Source organism: Streptomyces sp. NRRL F-2664 (assembly GCF_000719345.1).
In the GTDB taxonomy this organism is placed as follows: Bacteria; Actinomycetota; Actinomycetes; order Streptomycetales; family Streptomycetaceae; genus Streptomyces.
The window spans coordinates 1-515 of the sequence record NZ_JOFX01000331.1; the positions used below are offsets into that span (position 1 = coordinate 1).

The following is a 515-nucleotide window of genomic DNA, read 5'->3' on the forward strand; positions in this document are numbered from 1 at the left end:
GGCCCCGACGGCACCACCGTCAAGACCGCCTCCGACATCGTCGCCGAAGCCGTCACCCAGGGCGTGCTCGGCACAGACCAGCAGAATGCCGGCCTCAGCAAGGCCCGGGCCGTGTCGGTGCAGGACGCCGACAGTGCGGCCCGGACCACCTCGGCGAAGGTCGTCTTCGCTGACGGCACCCCCGCCGCCGACTCCACCGCCCAGACCGACGCCCTCGGCCGGACCCTGACCTCAACCAGCGGCGAAGTCACCGCCACCCCCTCTTACGGGCCTGGCGGCATCCCGCACAGCACCGTGCTGAACCCGGCCGCACCTGACGCCTGCCCCGGGCAGCAGTTCACCGCAGCCCTCACCCACGACCTCGCCGGACGCCAGACCTCGAAGACTCTCACCCAGGGCGACGGCGGGCAGAACGCCGACACCCGCACCGGCACGGCCAACACCTACGATCCGGCCGGGCGCCTGGCGTCCCAGACCGACCAGCTCGGCAACACCACCGCCTACACCTACACCGC

The 515-nt window shown here is 72.4% G+C and carries 1 protein-coding gene; it reads left to right on the forward strand.

From position 1 onward, the window contains the following. Positions 1-515: hypothetical protein (locus IF89_RS45675; protein WP_043194949.1), on the forward strand; the 515-nt coding region annotated here is incomplete at both ends.